This is a genomic window from Streptomyces kronopolitis (assembly GCF_050953795.1).
Taxonomy (GTDB): domain Bacteria; phylum Actinomycetota; class Actinomycetes; order Streptomycetales; family Streptomycetaceae; genus Streptomyces; species Streptomyces kronopolitis_A.
This window is the reverse complement of sequence record NZ_CP191850.1, coordinates 4,837,138-4,853,065: the sequence shown is the minus strand read 5'-3', so window position 1 is coordinate 4,853,065 and position 15,928 is coordinate 4,837,138. Positions and strand designations below refer to the sequence as shown.

The window sequence follows — 15,928 nt, the reverse complement described above, 5'->3', positions numbered from 1 at the left end:
TCCAATATCCCAGGGTACGGGCCTCCGGGCCCGCCCGGGACCGGTTCGCCACCGGCGCGACCGGAATCCCCCGAACGCCGACCGCCCGGCCGGACCGTCCACATCCCGACCCGCGCTCCGGGCCGCCCCGCACCGGGGCACAATGGCTCGCATGACTCCCGTGTCCCGTACGGCAGACACCACCGACCCGACGCCGGAGCTGCGGCAGCGCTGGTCACTGACCCTCGCCGACGCCCGCGGCCGCAAGCACCCCACGGCCCCCGACCCCGCCCCGTACGCCGACAACCTGCTGTCCCGCTGGAGCGAACCCCAGCGCCGCTACCACACCGTCGAGCATCTGGCCGAGGTCCTCTACCGCATCGACGAACTGGCCGAGTACGCCGATGACCTGGCCGTCGTGCAGCTGGCGGCGTGGTTCCACGACGCGGTCTACCGCCCGGACCGCTCCGAGAACGAGGAGCGCAGCGCGTCCCTCGCCGAGCGCGCGCTGCCCGAGCTGGGCGTCGGGGCGGCCCGCACGGCCGAGGTCGCCCGCCTGGTGCGGCTGACCGTCACCCACGACCCGGCACCCGACGATCCCGACGGCGAGGTGCTGTGCGATGCCGACCTCGCCGTGCTGGCCGGCTCCCCCGAGCGGTACGCCGCGTACGCCGCCGCCGTCCGCGAGGAGTACGGCTTCGTCCCCGACGCCGACTTCACCGCCGGCCGCTCCGCCGTCCTGAGCCAACTCCTCGCCCTGCCCCGCCTGTTCCGCACCCCCCGCGGCTACGACCTCTGGGAGCACCCGGCCCGCCGCAACCTCACCACGGAGCTGGATCTGCTGCGCGGCAGCTAGGGGGCCCCGCTCCCGGAATGCACGTCGTCCTACCGTGGTTAGTAGCTGATATGTCCGCACCGCCCGACCGCTCCCGCCTGCCTCTCGCCGTCTACGTCCTCGGTCTGTCCGTCTTCGCCCTGGGCACGTCCGAATTCATGCTCTCCGGCATCCTCCAGCCGCTCGCCCGCGATCTTCGGGTCTCCATACCGCAGGCCGGGTTGCTGGTCTCTGCCTTCGCGATCGGCATGGTGGTCGGCGCCCCGGTACTCGCCGCGGCCACCCTCCGCCTCCCGCGCCGCACGACGCTGATCACGCTGCTCGCCCTCTTCGGCCTGGGACAGGTGGCCGGCGCACTGTCCCCCTCCTACGAGGTGCTGTTCGTCTCACGGGTGCTGAGCGCGCTGGCCTGTGCCGGCTTCTGGGCGGTCGGCGCGGCGGTCGCGGTCTCGCTGGTGCCGGTCACCGCGCGGGCCCGTGCGATGGCCGTGATGGTCGGTGGCCTGAGCATCGCCAACATCGTGGGCGTCCCGGCCGGCGCACTGCTCGGTGAGCACGCCGGCTGGCGCGCCGCCTTCTGGGCCGTGGCAGCGCTGGCCGCGCTCGGCCTGCTCGGCGTGATCGCGGCGGTGCCGCGTACGGCCGTGCCGACCGGCGAGGACCGCCCGCAGCTGCGCCGTGAGCTGACCATCTACAAGGACAAGCAGGTCTGGCTGGCGCTGGCCGCCACGGCGCTGAACGGCGCCGCGGTCTTCGCGCTCTTCTCCTACCTCTCGCCGCTGCTGACCGACACCGCCGGCCTCGCCGAGAGCTGGGTGCCGACGGTGCTGGCGCTCTTCGGCGTCGGCGCGCTGATCGGTACGTTCCTCGGCGGCCGGATCGCCGACGCCCATCTCTTCGGCACCCTCTTCGGCGGGATAGCCGCCTCCACCGTCGTGCTGGCCGTATTGGCGCTGACCGCGCACAGCCCGGTCGCCGCGGTCGCGCTCTCGCTGCTGCTGGGGGTGACCGCGTTCACCACGGCCCCGGCCCTGAACGCCCGGATGTTCAACGTCGCGAACGCCGCGCCGACGCTGGCCGGGGCGACCACCACCGCCGCCTTCAACATCGGCAACACCCTCGGCCCCTGGCTCGGCGGGCTGACCATCGGGGCGGGCTGGGGCTACCCGTCCGTGGCCTGGACCGGCGCCGCGCTGGCGGCGGGCGCCGTCCTCCTGACCGCCTTCGCCTTCCGGCTGCACCGCGCGACGAACACCTCCCGGCTGATCGCCTCCTCGGCGGGGGCGCACGGGCCGCAGCCGGCCCAGGGCGCGACGTGGGGCGCGGAGGCCGGGACCGAGAAGGGGATCGGGACTGCCGGGGCCGCGGAGGCGGTGGAGAGGGCGGAGGCGTGAAGTCCGCGGAGGCCGCGGAGGCAGCGGAGGCCGCGGAGAGGGCCTGGACGGGCGGGCGGGGCTGAGCCGGGCCGGGCGGGGCGGGGCCGTTTGCGCCACGGCCGGTCCGCTTCGGCCGGTCAGGATCCGCCGTCGAAGCGCCAGCGGGTCTGACTGTAGGTCTCGCCCCGGCCGAACCCGAAGGCCGTGACCGGCTCGACCCGGAAGACCAGAGCCCGGCCGCCCTGCCCGTGGAAGGCCCCGTCGCGGACGTCGAAGTGCCAGTCGCTGCCGTACTTCTCGACGTACAGCGCGGCCAGCCGGTGCAGCACCGCCTCGTCCCGGAGCGGCACCGCCTCCCCCTCGACGACCACGTCGAGGCCCGCATGGAGATCGTTGCCACCGGCGGTCGAGGTCGTCAGCACACAGTGCGCATTGGCCTCCAGGTTCTTGGCCTTGCGCTCGCCGGGGCCGGTGCAGAAGTGCAGCGCGCCGTCCGACCAGACGGCCAGCAGCGGAGTGACGTGCGGGCGGCCGTCGGGACGGACGGTGGTGAGCCAGAAGATCTCCGCCTCGGTCATGCCGCCGACGGCCGCGGACCAGCCGGTCGCCGTGGCTCCCTCACTGCTGTAGTCGGCGGCGAGATCGGTGACCGGCTCGTTCCCCGGTGCGACGGCTGGCATGGCTGTCCCCTTTCGGTACGACGCGCGCTCAGCCCATCGTGCGCGGGCCCCGGGCCACGCCGCCGCTGCGACGCGCCGCGACGGGAGCCGGACGGACACCGGACGAGCGCCGGGCAGGCCGGGGGCGAACGCGACGCGGCCGGTGCGGTCAGCCCGGTCCGGCGGCCGGTGCGGTCGGCCCCATCCGGGCGGTCGGGGCCGTGTCCTACCGCGGGGGCGCCGGCCGGTGCTTGGGGCGGCGCAGCCCCGCGTCCGTCAGCCGGCGCAGCAGCTCCTTGCTGCCGACCGCCACCGCTCCGGCCCGCAGCGCCTGGGCATACCGCTCCGCCGGCAGGTCGTAGTGGTCGCGCTCGAAGGCCCGCCGGGGCGCACCGATCCCCGCCGCGAACGCGTGCAATTCGTCGAAGGAGTGGTCGCTGACCAGGTGCGACCACATCCTGCCGTGCCCCGGCCAGGTGGGCGGATCGATATAGATCGCCACGTCAGTTCTCCGCCCGGATCGCCGTGTCAGCCCGCCGCACCCGCGGTCACCTCAACTCTCCAGAGGAGCGCCGAGACGCCCGACCCGGGCCACCGCGACGGCCGTCTTGGGGCAGACCCAGTGCGGATCGGGCCCCAACTCCGGCTCGACATCGAGCGCATGGGGATCGCCCGCCTCCGTGCACACGGGGCACAACGGCCAGCGGCCGTACCGGTCCAGGAGGGAGTCCTGGACGTCCTGCGCTATCAGTCCCGCGACGAATTCCACGCCCTGCGGCCACTGCTCGACCCACCAGCGGCGGTGGACGACCGCGTCCTCCACGAGCGAGACGATGTCGGCGTCGGCCACCTTGTCCGCCATCAGGTCGGCGAGCACCAGCGCCCGCGCGGCGTGCAATGCCTGTTCCAGCTCCATGGCCCCATTGTCTCCCGACGCTCCGCCGGCGAGCGGAGTTGTCCACAGCCTCCGGCGCATCCTGCGCTCCGTCCACAGCACTCACCGAGGGTATTGACGCCCGCGCTCGATGAAATTACTTTTCAAGAGTGAGCAGCAGCGTGAAGGAAACTTTCAAGGGCGCGCCCGCCGAGTCCCGGCCGGCCCCACCCGCCCCCGCGGCGCTGGCCGCCAAGGTCCGCACCCTCGCCCCGACGATGACCCGCTCCATGCAGCGGGTCGCCGAGACCGTGGCGAGCGATCCGGCCGGCTGCGCCGCCCTCACCGTCACCGGCCTCGCGGAGCGCACGGGCACCAGCGAGGCCACGGTCGTGCGGACCTCCCGGCTGCTCGGCTACCCCGGCTACCGGGATCTGCGGCTCGCCCTCGCCGCGCTCGCGGCCCAGCAGGCGGCCGGCGCCGCCCCCGCGGTGACCGCGGACATAGCGGTCGACGACTCCCTCGCCGATGTCGTGGCGAAGCTGGCGCAGGAAGAGCAGCAGTGCCTGGCCGACACCGCGGCCGGGCTGGATGTCACCCAGCTCGAAGCCGCCGTCAGTGCGCTCGTCGGTGCCCGCCGTATCGATGTGTACGGCATCGGGGCGTCCCATGTCGTCGGCCAGGACCTCGCCCAGAAACTGCTGCGCATCGGACTGATCGCGCATGCGCACGCGGACCCGCATCTGGCCGTGACGAACGCCGTGCAGCTGCGGACCGGTGATGTCGCCCTGGCCATCACCCACTCCGGGCGGACCACCGATGTCATAGAGCCCCTGCGGGTGGCCTTCGACCACGGCGCGACCACGATCGCCATCACCGGCCGCCCCGACGGCGAGATCGCCTCCTACGCCGACCACATCCTGACCACGTCCAGCGCCCGCGAGAGCGAGCTGCGGCCGGCCGCGATGTCGTCCAGGACCAGCCAGCTGCTGGTCGTGGACTGCCTGTTCATAGGCGTCGCGCAGCGTACGTACGAGACGGCTGCCCCGGCGCTCTCCGCCTCCTACGAAGCCCTCGCCCACCGCCACTCCCCCCGCACCCACCAGCGCTGACGCCGCTCGTCCCCAGAGGCCGGCAGGCCACCGGCCGGCCGCCGCCACCGCCCTCGTACCTCCCGCCCGGAAAGAGCCACCAACGCCATGACCTCCCCCGCCGACCACGCGGATCTGCGCGCCGAGCTGGACACCCTCACCACCGAGGCGTTCCGGCCCGAGCTCGCCGACATCGACCGCCGCTCCACCCTCGACATCGCCCGCACGATGAACGCCGAGGACGCCACCGTCCCCGCCGCCGTCGCCGAGCGGCTCCCGGAGATCGCCGCCGCCATCGACGACGCCGCCGCCCGGATGGCCCACGGCGGCCGGCTGCTCTACGCGGGCGCGGGCACCGCCGGCCGCCTCGGCGTGCTGGACGCCAGCGAATGCCCGCCGACGTTCAACACCGACCCGTCCGACGTGCTGGGGCTGATCGCCGGTGGCCCCGCCGCGATGGTCACCGCCGTCGAGGGCGCCGAGGACAGCAAGGAACTCGCGGCCGAGGACCTCACCGCGGTCAAGGTGACCGACATGGACACCGTCGTCGGCGTCTCCGCCTCCGGCCGCACCCCCTACGCCATCGGGGCCGTCGAGCACGCCCGTTCGCTGGGCGCGCTGACCATCGGCCTGTCCTGCAACGCCGGTTCGGCCCTGGCCGCGGCCGCCGAGCACGGCATCGAGATCGTGGTCGGCCCGGAGCTGCTGACCGGCTCCACCCGGCTCAAGGCGGGCACCGCCCAGAAGCTGGTGCTCAACATGATCTCGACCCTCACCATGATCCGGCTGGGCAAGACCTACGGGAATCTGATGGTCGACGTCCGCGCCTCCAACGAAAAGCTGCGGGCCCGCTCGCGCCGGATCGTCGCGCTCGCCACCGGCGCCGGCGACGGGGAGATCGAGGCCGCGCTCCGCAGCACGGACGGCGAGGTGAAGAACGCCATCCTCACCCTCCTCGGCGAGGTCGACGCCCCCACCGCCGCCCGGCTGCTCGACGCCGCCGACGGCCACCTCCGTGCGGCCCTCCAGGCCGCCCGGCCGCACTGAGACCCGCACACCCGCATCACCCGCCCTGCCGCACCCCGCCCCCTACCCCCTTCCGGATTTGTCACCACAGCAAGGCGCCACCTATGTCCGAAGACAAGAACCGTGCCACCGCCGCCGCGCTCCTCCCGCTCGTCGGCGGCGCCGGAAACGTCACCTCCGTCGACCACTGCATGACCCGGCTCCGGCTCGGCCTCCGGGACCTCACCCTCGTCCAGGACGAGGCCCTCCGGGCACTCCCGGCCGTCCTGGGCCTGGTCGAGGACGACACCTACCAGATCGTGCTGGGCCCGGGGACGGTCGCCCGGGTCACCCCCGAGTTCGCCCGCCTCGTGGCCGAGGCCGACCCCGCGGAGCAGGCCGCCGAACAGCCGGCCGCCGATGAACGGGTCACTGATAAACGGGTGACCGATGAACGGGTCACCGATGAGCCGGTCACCGATGAACGGGTGAACCATGAGCCGGCCACCGAGCCGACCGCACCCGCCGGGGCCACCCCGCGCCCCACCACCCCCGCCACCAACGCCACCACCGCCACCACCGCGGACGGGCTGGCCGCCCAGGGCGCCGCGCTCAAGGCCCGGCAGAAGTCCCGGAACGCCACCCCGGTGAAGCTGTTCCTGCGCCGGATCGCCAACATCTTCGTCCCGCTGATCCCGGCCCTGATCGGCTGCGGCATCATCGCCGGCCTCAACGGTCTGCTGACCAACCTCGGCTGGCTGCCATCGGTCGTCCCCGCGCTCGCCGCCATGGCCTCCGGCTTCATGTCGCTCCTCGCCGTCTTCGTCGGCTACAACACCGCCAAGGAGTTCGGCGGCACCCCGATCCTGGGCGGCGCGGTCGCCGCGATCATCGTCTTCCCGGGCGTCGCACAGATCACCGCCTTCGGCCAGAAGCTCTCCCCCGGCCAGGGCGGGGTCCTCGGCGCGCTGGGCGCGGCGCTGCTCGCCGTCCAGGTGGAGAAGTGGTGCCGAAGAAGAGTGCCCGAAGCGCTGGACGTCCTGGTCACGCCCACCCTGACGGTGCTGCTCACGGGCCTGGTCACGCTCTTCGGCCTGATGTACGCGGCGGGCGAGGTCGCCACCGCCATCGGCACCGCCGCCACCTGGCTGCTGGCCCACGGCGGCGCGCTCGCCGGCTTCCTCCTGGGCGGCCTCTTCCTCCCCCTCGTGATGCTGGGCCTCCACCAAGCCCTCATCCCGATCCACACCACCCTCATCGAGCAGCAGGGCTACACGGTCCTGCTCCCGATCCTCGCCATGGCCGGGGCGGGCCAGGTCGGCGCGGCCATCGCCGTCTACTTCCGCCTCCCCCACAACCGCTCGATCCGTACGACCATCAAGTCCGCCCTCCCCGCAGGCTTCCTGGGCGTCGGCGAACCCCTGATCTACGGTGTCTCGCTGCCGCTGGGCCGCCCCTTCATCACCGCCTGCGTCGGCGGCGCGTTCGGCGGCGGCTTCGTCGGCCTGTGCAACCAACTCGGCGACGCCGTCGGCTCCACCGCCATCGGCCCCTCCGGCTGGGCCCTGTTCCCCCTGGTCAAGGGCAACCAGGGCCTCACCACCACCCTCGTCGTCTACGCCCTGGGGCTCGCCGTCGGCTACCTCACCGGCTTCCTCGCCACGTACTTCTTCGGCTTCAGCAGACAGATGCTGGCCGAACTGAACGCCTCCCCCGACACCGACCGCGCCACCGCCACCGCCCACGCCCACGCCCACGCCCACGCCCACGACAGCCCGGACGCCCCCGGCTCCCTCAACATCCCCCACACCCCGAACGGCCCCACCACCCATGACACCGACGACCCGCCGGCCACCACGGTCACGGCATCCGGCTCTGCCAGTTCAGCTCTCTGACGCGGGCGGCCAGCACGGCGGACGGCGGCGCGGCCTCCAGCATCTGCGGTGGGCAGTGCCACGGCACACCACCGCCGGGCGGCCGGAGCTGGACGCACGGCCCCTCATGGCCGACGACCAAGCCGATACGGCCGTCCCGCCCGTCCACCGCGTAGCTTCCGGGCAGCGGCATCACGGCCGTCGCTCCTCCTCACTGTGTCCCGGTGCGGCGGTCCGGGCGTAGTCCGCCAGTACGCCGGCGAGCCGCCGGGCCATGTCCAGATTGCAGCGCCCCAACTCGACCAGCGGCGCCATATGGCTGCTCGCGCACGACACCGGGTCGACGCCCAGGGACGGCAGGGTGACCCCCACCGCCCGGAGCGCCGTCTGCAGTTCCGCCGTGACGCCCTCCGCCTGCCGCATCCGCTCACGCGCCGTCAGCATTCGCCTCATCACCTTCCCCACTGAGTGTTGCCATTGCGCACACAGCGTGGCGACCGGGGGTCTAGCCTGCATAGAGGCGCAGACCCAACAACCAGTCGTGTGTAACAGGGAGTTGCTGCGATGCCCGGACCGAAGCCCCTCGACCCGTCCTCGTCACCCCGCGCGATGCTCGGCGCGGAGTTACGCCACAAGCGCGAAGAGGCCGGTCTCACCCAGGAAGAACTCGGCCGCCCGCTCTTCGTCAGCGGGTCGTTCATCGGCCAGCTGGAGGCCGGGACCCGGCGGATGCAGCTGGAATACGCCGTGAAGATCGACGAGATCCTCGGAACGGACGGCTACTTCGCCCGCAACTGCGAGGCCGCGACGAAGTCCAAATACCCGGACCACTTCGCGGAGGCAGCGGAGGCGGAGGCCGTCGCCACGGCGATCAGGGAGTACGCGCCGCAGCTGATTCCTGGGCTGCTGCAGACAAAGGCGTATGCGTGGGCGGTCTGCCGTGCGTACCAGCCGACGGCACCCGAGGGCGTGATCGAGGAGACGGTCACGGCTCGACTCGAACGCGCCCAGCTTCTCGACCATCCAACAACGCCGCTGTTGTGGGTGGTGCTGGACGAGGCGGTGCTCCGGCGCAAGACAGGCGGCCCGGCGGTGATGGCGGAGGCGCTGGGGCATGTGGCCGAGCTGGCCCGGAAGCACCGAGTCGTCTTGCAGGTGTTGCCGTTCTCGGCAGGTGCCCATGCGTCGTTGAATGGCGCGCTCAAGTTGATGAGCTTCGAGGACGCGCCCACGCTCGCCCACCTCGAAGTACTGAACGCAAGCAAGTTGGAGGACGACCCAGCGACAGTCGCCCGCCACAACCTGACTTACGATCTGCTTGGGGCCAGCGCGCTGTCGCCGCGAGATTCCCTGGCCCTGATCGAATCAGTGGCGGAGGATTACGTGCATGAAGATCAGCCCTGAGTACGACCTGAGCACCGCCGTCTGGCACAAGTCCAGCTACAGCGGCGGCGAGGGTGGAAACTGCCTCGAAATCGCCACCTGGTACAAGTCCACGTACAGCGGCGGCGACGGTGGCGACTGCCTGGAGGTTGCTACCTGGCGCAAGTCCACCCACAGCGACGGCAGCGGCGGCAACTGCCTCGAAGTCTCCGACGACCACCCCGGCATCGTGCCCGTCCGGGACTCCAAGGATCCGGACGGTCCGGCGCTCGCGTTCCGGGTGCCGGCGTGGGCGGCGTTCATCGAGGGCATCAAGTCCCGCTCCCTGTAGGGCGTCTGGCAACACTCGGGGTCCGGGGCTCAAGCCGCGGACCCCGAGCCCTCTTTCCAAGGAACGGGTGGGCGGAAGTAACCCACCCACCCTCCCCCCGAGCCGCCAACTCCCGTGCACACCAGCGCGGATGACATTCCGTGACCGGCTTGCGACATCACGTCGCTCCGGTCTAGCGTGCGCAGCAACAAACAACCCCGGCAGGTGCTACCAACACCGACCGGGGTCTGACCATCAAGATCGAAAGACCGGCGATCTCATGGCTAGCGACAACTTTAACGCCGCCCCGTGCGCCCCCGCACTCCCCCACGGCGATCACCCGGCCGCCCGCCCCGGCTACGGCAAACGCGCCGCACCCGACCAACGCCCCTCCCGCCCCGGCGACTTCGCGCATCTCCCCCGCCGTGAGGCATCCATCGCCGCCTACCTGGACCGGCTGCCCGAGGGTGCCGACATCTCCGTGAAGACGCTGGCCAGGGTGTTGCCGGACTACGGGCAGTGCGCCCTGCGGACCGCGCTCCGCCGCCTCTCGGAGGCCGGCCATCTGCGGCGGGTCGCCGAGACACACACCAGCGACAACGGCAGCCCGCTCTGGGTGACGCGCACCTACTTCTCGCGTACGACCCGGGAAAACTCCTGGTGGATGGCCTTATGCGCCGGGAACGTCCCGATGACGGACGAGGAGGCCGGCGTCGTCGGCCTCACCACCGGCACCGGCGGCGCCCGTGACGGCGACGGGGAGCCGGACGATGCCGCCGCACCTCCCACCGCCCCTCCCCCACCGGCGCCACACACCCACCCCCACCCCCAGCCCCACTCCCACACCCGCCCGCCACACTCCCCCGGCTACGCCGCCCTCGCCGCGCTCGGCCGCGCCGAACCCCGTATGACGCTGTCCGCCGCCGACTGCGCGTCCCTCGAAGTGTTCGCCGAGGAGTGGCTGGCGCACGGCGCGACCCGGGAACAACTGCTGTCCGCCCTGACTTCCGGGCTGCCACCGCACATCCATCACCCGGGCCGGCTCGCCCGCTCCCGGCTGCTCAACAAGATGCCGCCCGCACTCGGCTCCGCGCCCGAGGCGGCGGCCGCCGGTCCGGACCCGGCCCGGGGACCGTCGTCCCGAGCCCTGCGGATCATGGAGTGCACCGTCTGCCGCGCCCCCGGCCGTCCCGAGGCGCTCCCCGGCGGGGTCTGCGGCCCGTGCCGGGGCGAGGCCCCACCGGACCGGCGCCGTCGCCCCGGGGAGCCGACCGCCGACCGGGCCCGTGCCGACGCCCAGGCCCGTGCCGACCGGGCCCGCGCCGACCGGGTCCATGCCCGTGTGGACCGCCTGCGCGCGGCCGTATCGTCGGGGTCATGCTGATTCGATCGTCGTCGGCGGCGCCATGCTGATCCGATTACGCCGCCCCTGGCGCGCCAGGCTGCTCGTGGCGCTCACCGTTCTCGTGCTGACCACGGGCGGTGTGGCGCTGATCCTGTGGGGCGAGACACCGCCCCCGCTGCCGCCGCCCACGACGCACGGCCATGTCCTGGTGGTCCACGCCGTCTTCGAAAGCACCCTCGACGCCGGCGCCCCACCCGCCCCGGCCACCCTCTGCGGCGCCGTTCTGCTGTCCACGGCGGGGGCGCTGGGCCTCGCGGGCTGCCTCATCGTCCGGCGCCGCCAGCGGCCCGCCGCGTGAACCTAGGCCGGCTCGGGGCGCTCCGGGTTCGGGACGAAGGCGGGTAGCGCGGCGAGGCTGTGGCGCACGGCCTCGCCCCCGTACGCGAACATCTGCCGCTCGTAACCGTCGACCGTGGCGAGAAGATCTTGACGGCCCTCGGCGGCCTCCATGAGGCAGCGAGCCAGCGAGCCAGCAGGTCGGCATCGCGCAGGGCGGTGTCCGCACCGTTGCCGCGTCCCGTAAACGCCGCCGGGGCGGCACCCCCTGGGAGGAGGGTGCCGCCCCGACGTACGTCTGGACGTGCGGTCCGGGAGGACCGGCGTCTGATCCGCGAGGATCAGAAGTCCATGTCACCGCCCGGCATGCCGCCCGGAGCGCCCGCCGCGGCGGCCTTCTCCGGCTTGTCGGCGATGACGGCCTCGGTGGTGAGGAACAGCGCCGCGATGGAGGCGGCGTTCTGCAGCGCGGAGCGCGTGACCTTGGCGGGGTCGATGATGCCCTCGGCGATCATGTCGACGTACTCACCGGTCGCGGCGTTCAGGCCGTGGCCGACGGCCAGGTTGCGCACCTTCTCCACCACGACGCCGCCCTCAAGGCCGCCGTTGACGGAGATCTGCTTGAGCGGGGCCTCCAGCGCGAGCTTCACGGCGTTGGCGCCGGTCGCCTCGTCACCGTCGAGGTCCAGCTTCTCGAAGACCGAGGAAGCCTGGAGCAGGGCGACGCCACCGCCGGCGACGATGCCCTCCTCGACGGCCGCCTTCGCGTTGCGAACGGCGTCCTCGATGCGGTGCTTGCGCTCCTTGAGCTCGACCTCGGTGGCGGCACCGGCCTTGATGACGGCCACGCCGCCGGCCAGCTTCGCCAGACGCTCCTGGAGCTTCTCTCGGTCGTAGTCCGAGTCGCTGTTCTCGATCTCGGCGCGGATCTGGTTCACGCGGCCCTGGACCTGCTCGCTGTCACCGGCACCGTCGACGATGGTGGTCTCGTCCTTGGTGATGACGACCTTGCGGGCGCGGCCGAGCAGTTCGAGACCGGCGTTCTCCAGCTTGAGGCCGACCTCCTCGGAGATGACGGTGCCACCGGTGAGGATGGCGATGTCGCCGAGCATGGCCTTGCGGCGGTCACCGAAGCCCGGGGCCTTGACGGCGACGGACTTGAAGGTGCCACGGATCTTGTTGACGACCAGGGTCGACAGGGCCTCGCCCTCGACGTCCTCGGCGATGATCAGCAGCGGCTTGCCGGACTGCATGACCTTCTCCAGGAGCGGCAGCAGGTCCTTCACGCTGCTGATCTTGGAGTTGACGATCAGGATGTACGGGTCGTCGAGCGCGGCTTCCATGCGCTCCATGTCGGTCGCGAAGTACGCCGAGATGTAGCCCTTGTCGAAGCGCATACCCTCGGTGAGCTCCAGCTCCAGACCGAAGGTCTGGGACTCCTCGACGGTGATGACGCCTTCCTTGCCGACCTTGTCCATGGCCTCGGCGATCAGCTCGCCGATCTGGGTGTCGGCGGCGGAGATGGAGGCGGTCGAAGCGATCTGCTCCTTGGTCTCCACGTCCTTGGCCTGCTCCAGCAGGGCGGCGGAGACGGCCTCGACGGCCTTCTCGATACCGCGCTTGAGGGCCATCGGGTTGGCGCCGGCGGCGACGTTGCGCAGGCCCTCGCGGACCAGGGCCTGGGCCAGGACGGTCGCGGTCGTCGTGCCGTCACCGGCGACGTCGTCCGTCTTCTTCGCGACCTCCTTGACCAGCTCGGCGCCGATCTTCTCGTACGGGTCCTCGAGCTCGATCTCCTTGGCGATGGACACACCATCGTTGGTGATCGTGGGGGCGCCCCACTTCTTCTCGAGGACGACGTTGCGGCCCTTGGGGCCGAGGGTGACCTTGACGGCGTCGGCGAGCTGGTTCATCCCGCGCTCGAGACCGCGCCGCGCCTCCTCGTCGAACGCGATGATCTTGGCCATGTGAAGTGGTCCTCCCGGACTAATGGGGTCTCCCCTGCTCGAACGCAGTTGAGAGCGTGGGGAAGGATTGCTCCGGACCGCGCTGGCGCCCGCGACGGACGGCCTGCAGAAGCCTGGTGGTTCCCTGCCCCACCCGGCCTGCGGGCCTCACCGACCCGGTCCTTCGTAGCACTCTCACTCGGAGAGTGCTAACGCCAATGATTAGCACTCGCGGGGTGCGAGTGCAAGCGCCCGTCGAGAGGTGCCCCCCTACGGGGCGGACGGCAGAAGGCCCGCACCCCCAAGGGGCACGGGCCTTCTTCACGCTGCAGTCGGTCGGCGCCTCAGCCGGCCACCCGGACCATGTCCGCCTGCGGCCCCTTCTGGCCCTGCGAGATCTCGAACTCGACCCGCTGGCCCTCCTCAAGGGTGCGGTAGCCGTCCATCTGGATCGCGCTGTAGTGGACGAAAACATCCGCACCACCGTCGACCGCGATGAAGCCGTACCCCTTCTCCGCGTTGAACCACTTGACGGTGCCCTGAGCCATGCCTAACTCCCCTATTACTGGCCCTTGCGCAGGACCGCACTTCGCGGACCCGGGTCAGACCTCACCCCGCGAAAGGCCCGTGGGGTGTGCGCCGGAACGCGTCGACCGCCGCTGAATGTATCTGCACAGATGCCCAGAGCAACAGGTCAATCGGACGAGAAATCTGGGGCCGGGGAATCGGCAATTTAAGGTGAAATCCCAGTTCTTCGGGGCAAGTCGGGCCGGGCGTAGCACACATAAGCGACAAAAGCTGCTCACACTTTGAGCACAACTGGTCGCTGATTCCTCTGCGTTCGACACGCGCACGGTGATATCCGGAAGGGGATCACCCCAATGGTATCCCCTTTCACAACATGGAATTGCCCCGTCCGCTTTCTGGTGGACGGGGCAATTCCGGTCAAGCAGGGGAAGAGTTGGCGCAAATCAGCAGCCGCCGGCGACCGCGGGAATGATCGAGATGCCCGCGCCGTCCGGGGTCGGCGTCTCCAGGCCCTGCTCGAAGCGCACGTCGTCGTCGTTGACGTAGACGTTCACGAAGCGGCGCAGCTTGCCGGCGTCGTCCAGCACACGGGCCGCGATGCCCTGGTGGTTCCGCTCCAGGTCGCTGATCACCTCGGAGAGGGTCGCGCCCTCGGCGGGCACCTCGGCCTGGCCGCCGGTGTAGGTGCGGAGGATGGTGGGGATGCGGACCTTGACGCTCATGGTTCTGCCTTCCGGTGGTGCGGAGTACGAATGCGGGGCCGGGGCGCGGCGCCCGTCCGGGGACGGTGCGGCGGCCTCAGCCGGCCAGGCCGGCCGCGCGGAACGCGTCCAGGTCCGGGCGGATCGTGGCCGTGGGCCCGGAGGTGGGCGCCACCGCGTCCAGGGTCTTGAGGCCGTCACCGGTGTTGAGGACGACGGTGGTCAGGGACGGGTCGAGCAGCCCCTCCTCGATCAACTTCTTGGTCACGCCGACGGTCACGCCGCCCGCGGTCTCCGCGAAGATCCCCTCCGTGCGGGCCAGCAGCTTGATCGCGTCCACGACCTGCTCGTCGTTGACGTCGTCGACCGCGCCGCCGGTGCGCCGGGCGATGTCGAGGACATACGGGCCGTCCGCCGGGTTGCCGATCGCCAGCGACTTGGCGATGGTCTTCGGCTTCTGCGGGCGCACCACGTCGTGCCCGGCCTTGAAGGCCGTGGACACCGGCGAGCAGCCCTCCGCCTGGGCGCCGAAGATCTTGTAGGGCCTGTCCTCGACCAGGCCGAGGGCGATCAGCTCCTTCAGCCCCTTGTCGATCTTCGTCAGCTGCGAGCCGGACGCGATCGGGATGACGATCTGGTCCGGGAGCCGCCAGCCGAGCTGCTCGCAGATCTCGTACGCGAGGGTCTTGGAACCCTCGCCGTAGTAGGGGCGCAGATTGACGTTGACGAAGCCCCAGCCCTCGCCCAGCGGGTCGCCGATGAGCTCCGAGCAGAAGCGGTTGACGTCGTCGTAGTTGCCCTCGATGCCGACCAGGTCGCCGCCGTAGACCGCGGCCATGACGACCTTGCCGGCCTCCAGGTCGTGCGGGATGAAGACGCAGGACTTGAAACCGGCGCGGCGGGCCGCGGCGCCGACCGCCCCGGCGAGGTTGCCGGTCGAGGAGCAGGACAGGGTCGTGAAGCCGAAGGCACGGGCGGCCTCGACGGCGATCGCCACGACGCGGTCCTTGAAGGAGTGCGTCGGGTTGCCGGAGTCGTCCTTGACGTACAGCCCGCCGGTGACGCCCAGCTCGGCGGCGAGCCGGTCGGCCTTGACGAGCTTGGTGAAGCCGGGGTTCAGGTTGGGCTTGTCGGCCACGTCGGTGGGGACGGGCAGCAGCGGGGCGTAGCGCCAGATGTTGTCCGGCCCGGCCTCGATCTGCTTCTTCAGGCCCTCGGGGTCACCGCTCGGCAGGTCGTAGGCGACCTCGAGCGGCCCGAAACATTCCTGGCACGCGAAGATCGGTCCGAGTGCGAAACGCTGTCCGCACTCGCGGCAGGACAGTGCCGCGGCGGGGCCCAGAGCGACGGTGGGGGTGTTTTCGGTGACTTGCACAGCCATGGAGGCGAGGCCCTTTCTCCTCATCTTCCTCGTGGCGAATCTCGCCACGAGACGGATTTGGCACCTTCCCTAGCCGGGAGCCTCGCGCGCGGGACGCCATCTGGCGTCCTTGCGGCAAGACCGGCTGGAGGGTTGCCGGGGCTTCAACGGGCCGTATCCCTCTGCCCCTCTGGATGAGCGGTATGGCGCTGGGCCGAAACCCAGGCGTTTGTGGCGTGGACCCCGACATGCGACGGTCATCCGCGTTGTTCAAGACTGTAACCGACGGCGCTGACTGTTGAGATAGTCGTCCGAACCGCGAGATG

19 protein-coding genes and 1 riboswitch are annotated in these 15,928 nt (G+C 71.4%); of the genes, 9 read left to right on the top strand and 10 right to left on the bottom strand.

Annotated features, from left to right (window positions below; all coding sequences use genetic code 11):
* Window positions 1-151: 151 nt before the first annotated feature.
* Complete coding sequence (locus ACQP17_RS21560; RefSeq protein WP_433857736.1) at window positions 152-835, top strand: HD domain-containing protein; 684 nt, start codon at window positions 152-154, stop codon at window positions 833-835.
* Window positions 836-885: 50 nt separating this feature from the next.
* A complete protein-coding gene (locus tag ACQP17_RS21555) occupies window positions 886-2,208 on the top strand; it encodes a Cmx/CmrA family chloramphenicol efflux MFS transporter (RefSeq protein WP_433857735.1) in 1,323 nt (440 codons plus the stop codon).
* A 119-nt stretch (window positions 2,209-2,327) separates the two neighbouring features.
* On the opposite strand, the gene ACQP17_RS21550 is transcribed toward ACQP17_RS21555, so the two are convergent.
* The 3 genes from ACQP17_RS21550 to ACQP17_RS21540 form a co-directional block, all read right to left on the bottom strand.
* Window positions 2,328-2,870 (bottom strand): pyridoxamine 5'-phosphate oxidase family protein, encoded by a 543-nt coding sequence (locus tag ACQP17_RS21550; protein WP_433857734.1) that lies wholly within the window; start codon window positions 2,868-2,870, stop codon window positions 2,328-2,330.
* Between the two features lie 205 nt (window positions 2,871-3,075).
* Window positions 3,076-3,351: a DUF4031 domain-containing protein gene (locus tag ACQP17_RS21545; RefSeq protein WP_433857733.1), complete on the bottom strand. Its 276-nt coding sequence runs from the start codon at window positions 3,349-3,351 to the stop codon at window positions 3,076-3,078.
* 51 nt (window positions 3,352-3,402) lie between these two features.
* Window positions 3,403-3,765, bottom strand: a complete 363-nt coding sequence (locus ACQP17_RS21540; RefSeq protein ID WP_364879282.1) for a hypothetical protein — start codon at window positions 3,763-3,765, stop codon at window positions 3,403-3,405.
* Between the two features lie 128 nt (window positions 3,766-3,893).
* Here ACQP17_RS21540 and ACQP17_RS21535 point away from each other — a divergent pair, with 128 nt between their 5' ends.
* The 3 genes from ACQP17_RS21535 (at window position 3,894) to ACQP17_RS21525 (ending at window position 7,714) form a co-directional block, all read left to right on the top strand.
* Entirely contained in the window at window positions 3,894-4,835 is a 942-nt protein-coding gene (locus tag ACQP17_RS21535; RefSeq protein WP_433857732.1) for a MurR/RpiR family transcriptional regulator, read from the top strand.
* Window positions 4,836-4,922: 87 nt separating this feature from the next.
* Window positions 4,923-5,861, top strand: coding sequence for an N-acetylmuramic acid 6-phosphate etherase (gene murQ, locus ACQP17_RS21530; RefSeq protein WP_433857731.1), 939 nt, complete (start codon window positions 4,923-4,925; stop codon window positions 5,859-5,861).
* A gap of 83 nt (window positions 5,862-5,944) precedes the next feature.
* Window positions 5,945-7,714, top strand: coding sequence for a PTS transporter subunit EIIC (locus ACQP17_RS21525; RefSeq protein ID WP_433857730.1), 1,770 nt, complete (start codon window positions 5,945-5,947; stop codon window positions 7,712-7,714).
* On the opposite strand, the gene ACQP17_RS21520 is transcribed toward ACQP17_RS21525, so the two are convergent.
* Window positions 7,680-7,886 carry a hypothetical protein gene (locus tag ACQP17_RS21520; RefSeq protein WP_433857729.1) on the bottom strand — a complete coding sequence of 69 codons (207 nt, stop codon included), beginning with the start codon at window positions 7,884-7,886 and terminating at the stop codon, window positions 7,680-7,682. The two genes, ACQP17_RS21525 and ACQP17_RS21520, sit on opposite strands and share 35 nt — an antisense overlap.
* Window positions 7,886-8,137: a hypothetical protein gene (locus tag ACQP17_RS21515; protein ID WP_433857728.1), complete on the bottom strand. Its 252-nt coding sequence runs from the start codon at window positions 8,135-8,137 to the stop codon at window positions 7,886-7,888. Before ACQP17_RS21515 ends, ACQP17_RS21520 begins: the two co-directional genes overlap by 1 nt.
* Before the next feature lie 120 nt (window positions 8,138-8,257).
* On the opposite strand from ACQP17_RS21515, the gene ACQP17_RS21510 reads away from it, so the two are divergent.
* From ACQP17_RS21510 to ACQP17_RS21495, 4 genes are all read left to right on the top strand, one after another.
* Entirely contained in the window at window positions 8,258-9,097 is an 840-nt protein-coding gene (locus ACQP17_RS21510) for a helix-turn-helix domain-containing protein (protein ID WP_433857727.1), read from the top strand.
* Window positions 9,081-9,407 (top strand): DUF397 domain-containing protein, encoded by a 327-nt coding sequence (locus ACQP17_RS21505; protein ID WP_433857726.1) that lies wholly within the window; start codon window positions 9,081-9,083, stop codon window positions 9,405-9,407. The genes ACQP17_RS21510 and ACQP17_RS21505 overlap by 17 nt, the downstream gene beginning before the upstream one ends.
* 259 nt (window positions 9,408-9,666) lie before the next feature.
* Window positions 9,667-10,770, top strand: a complete 1,104-nt coding sequence (locus ACQP17_RS21500) for a hypothetical protein (protein WP_433857725.1) — start codon at window positions 9,667-9,669, stop codon at window positions 10,768-10,770.
* Window positions 10,771-10,792: 22 nt separating this feature from the next.
* Complete coding sequence (locus tag ACQP17_RS21495; protein ID WP_433857724.1) at window positions 10,793-11,089, top strand: hypothetical protein; 297 nt, start codon at window positions 10,793-10,795, stop codon at window positions 11,087-11,089.
* 2 nt (window positions 11,090-11,091) lie between these two features.
* Here ACQP17_RS21495 and ACQP17_RS21490 read toward each other — a convergent pair whose 3' ends face one another.
* From ACQP17_RS21490 to thrC, 5 genes are all read right to left on the bottom strand, one after another.
* Window positions 11,092-11,241, bottom strand: coding sequence for a hypothetical protein (locus ACQP17_RS21490; protein ID WP_433857723.1), 150 nt, complete (start codon window positions 11,239-11,241; stop codon window positions 11,092-11,094).
* Between the two features lie 167 nt (window positions 11,242-11,408).
* Window positions 11,409-13,034 carry a chaperonin GroEL gene (groL, locus tag ACQP17_RS21485; protein WP_006603858.1) on the bottom strand — a complete coding sequence of 542 codons (1,626 nt, stop codon included), beginning with the start codon at window positions 13,032-13,034 and terminating at the stop codon, window positions 11,409-11,411.
* A gap of 323 nt (window positions 13,035-13,357) precedes the next feature.
* On the bottom strand, window positions 13,358-13,561 hold the full coding sequence (locus tag ACQP17_RS21480; RefSeq protein ID WP_003986833.1) for a cold-shock protein: 204 nt from the start codon (window positions 13,559-13,561) through the stop codon (window positions 13,358-13,360).
* Between the two features lie 423 nt (window positions 13,562-13,984).
* A complete protein-coding gene (locus tag ACQP17_RS21475; protein WP_189101192.1) occupies window positions 13,985-14,263 on the bottom strand; it encodes a MoaD/ThiS family protein in 279 nt (92 codons plus the stop codon).
* Between the two features lie 76 nt (window positions 14,264-14,339).
* Entirely contained in the window at window positions 14,340-15,623 is a 1,284-nt protein-coding gene (gene thrC / locus ACQP17_RS21470) for a threonine synthase (RefSeq protein ID WP_433857722.1), read from the bottom strand.
* Between the two features lie 17 nt (window positions 15,624-15,640).
* Window positions 15,641-15,803, bottom strand: a riboswitch (SAM riboswitch).
* Window positions 15,804-15,928 lie beyond the last annotated feature (125 nt).